Origin of the sequence: Bradyrhizobium sp., from assembly GCF_030693485.1 — a bacterium.
In the GTDB taxonomy this organism is placed as follows: Bacteria; Pseudomonadota; Alphaproteobacteria; order Rhizobiales; family Xanthobacteraceae; genus Bradyrhizobium.
Window position 1 is genome coordinate 1 of the sequence record NZ_JAUYAN010000272.1, and the last position, 2,498, is coordinate 2,498.

A 2,498-nucleotide genomic window follows, 5' to 3' on the forward strand; every position below is an offset into this window, starting at 1 on the left:
AACGCGCCAGGGAATTCGCCGCGGCGTCCAAGCGCAACGGCAACGGCAAGGCCATCGCGCTGGCGCCGCTGTCACGCAGCTTCGACGACAGCGGCATCCGCTACGGTTTTATCAGCGTCGACATCGACCGCGCGGCGCGTATAGCCACCATCTCGATTCAGGCGCCGGAGGCGGCGCCACCCGCCGATATCGACGGCATGATCGGGCAGGGTGCTTCGTTCTGGCCGCTGCAGGTCGCGCGCGAACTCGACGACGCCATCCTGCATCTGCGCATCAACGAGCTCGAAACCGCGATGCTGGTATTCAAGTCGCATGGCGACCGCGCCAATGTGCTGGCTTGTGACGCCTTCCTGGAGGCCAACAAGGCGCACTGGCTGGTCAACGAGATCAGGCAATACTGGAAGCGGGTGCTGAAGCGCATCGACGTCACCTCGCGCACGCTGGTGACGCTGGTGGAGCCCGGCTCCTGCTTCGTCGGCACGCTGGCCGAACTGGTGTTCGCGGCCGACCGCTCCTACATGCTGATCGGCTCGCGCCAGGGCGACAACCGCAGCCCCCCGACCATCGAACTTTCCGCGATGAATTTCGGACCCTATCCGATGAGCCACGGCCTCACACGCCTGCAGTCGCGCTTCCAGGCCGACCCGGAAGACGTCGCGCGCGCGCAGGCCAAAATCGGCGAGGGGCTCGATGCCGAGCAGGCCGAGGCGCTCGGCCTCGTCACCTTCGCGCTCGACGATATCGACTGGGACGACGAGGTCCGGGTGTTCTTCGAGGAGCGCACCTCGTTCTCGCCCGACAGCCTCACCGGCATGGAAGCCAATCTGCGCTTCGTCGGTCCCGAGACCATGGAATCGAAAATCTTCTCGCGCCTGACGGCGTGGCAGAACTGGATCTTCCAGCGCCCCAACGCGGTCGGCGAGGACGGCGCGCTGCGCCGTTACGGCACCGGCCAGAAGGCGCAGTTCGATATGACGCGGGTCTAAAAGCAGGCACCGCCATCATCCTGAGGTGCGAGCCTTGCGCAGCAAGGCGAGCCCCGAAGGATGGATGCGGAAACAATCATCGTAGAAGCATCCTTCGAGGCTCGCGCAAGAGGCGCTGGCACCTCAGGATGACGGCGGAACAAGACGCGATGCGCGCCACGACGGCACCAGGGAGAACGCCATGAACATCATGAACGTCGACTACTCCACCAAGATTCCCAACAACGTGAATCTCAGTGAGGATCGGCAGGTGCTCAAGGCGCTGGAGGGCTGGCATCCCGGTTACATGAACTGGTGGGGCGACATGGGTCCCGAGGGCTTTCAGCAGTCGCTGGTCTATCTGCGCACCGCCTATTCGGTCGATCCGCGCGGCTGGGCCAAGTTCGACTACGTCAAGATGCCGGACTATCGCTGGGGCATCCTGCTGGCGCCGCAGGAAGAGAACCGCGTCATCCCGTTCGGCGAGAACTTCGGCAAGCCGGCCTGGCAGGAAGTGCCGGGCGAGCATCGCGCCATGCTGCGCCGCCTGATCGTGATCCAGGGCGACACCGAGCCGGCCTCGGTCGAGCAGCAGCGCCATCTCGGCAAGACCGCGCCATCGCTCTATGACCTGCGCAACCTGTTCCAGGTCAATGTCGAGGAAGGCCGCCATCTCTGGGCGATGGTCTATCTGCTGCAGAAATATTTCGGCCGCGACGGCCGCGAGGAAGCCGACGACCTGTTGCGCCGCCGCTCCGGCGACGCCGATTCGCCGCGCATGCTCGGCGCCTTCAACGAGGCGACGCCGGACTGGCTGTCGTTCTTCATGTTCACCTATTTCACCGATCGCGACGGCAAGATGCAGTTGCACTCGCTGGCGCAGTCCGGCTTCGATCCGCTGTCGCGCACCTGCCGCTTCATGCTGACCGAAGAGGCGCACCACATGTTCGTCGGCGAGACCGGCATCAGCCGCATCCTGCAGCGAACCTGCGAGGCGATGAAGGCCGCCGGCATCAGCGATCCCAACGACGTCGCCAAAGTCCGCGCGCTCGGCGTGATCGACCTGCCGACCATGCAGAAGAAGCTCAATCTGCATTACACGCTGTCGCTCGATCTGTTCGGCTCGGAAGTCTCCACCAACGCCGCCAACGCCTTCAATGCCGGAATCAAGGGCCGCTACCGCGAGACCCAGATCGAGGACGACCACCAGTTGAAGAACGACACCTATCCGGTGCTGAAGCTGGTCGACGGCGTGATCAAGCGGGTCGACGAGCCCGCGCTCACCGCGCTTAACATGCGGCTGCGCGACGACTACACCCAGGACTGCGCCAAGGGCATGCTGCGCTGGAACAAGGTGATCTCGACGGCCGGCTATGATTTCAAGCTGACCCTGCCGAACGTCGCGTTCCATCGCCAGATCGGCGAGTTCAGGGACATCCACGCCACGCCCGACGGCCTGCTGATCGACGACGCCACCTGGAACAAGCGCAGGAACGACTGGCTGCCGTCGGTGGACGACGGCGATTTCATCGC

General features: G+C 64.4%; 1 protein-coding gene and 1 pseudogene. Both read left to right on the forward strand.

Annotation, left to right across the window (positions count from 1 at the left end):
* Positions 1-986, forward strand: a pseudogene (locus tag Q8N40_RS19915) (benzoyl-CoA-dihydrodiol lyase); the annotation flags it as partial.
* Positions 987-1,176: 190 nt separating this feature from the next.
* Positions 1,177-2,498, forward strand: a 1,322-nt coding sequence (gene boxB / locus Q8N40_RS19920) for a benzoyl-CoA 2,3-epoxidase subunit BoxB (protein WP_305713004.1), incomplete at its 3' end; no start/stop codon positions are given.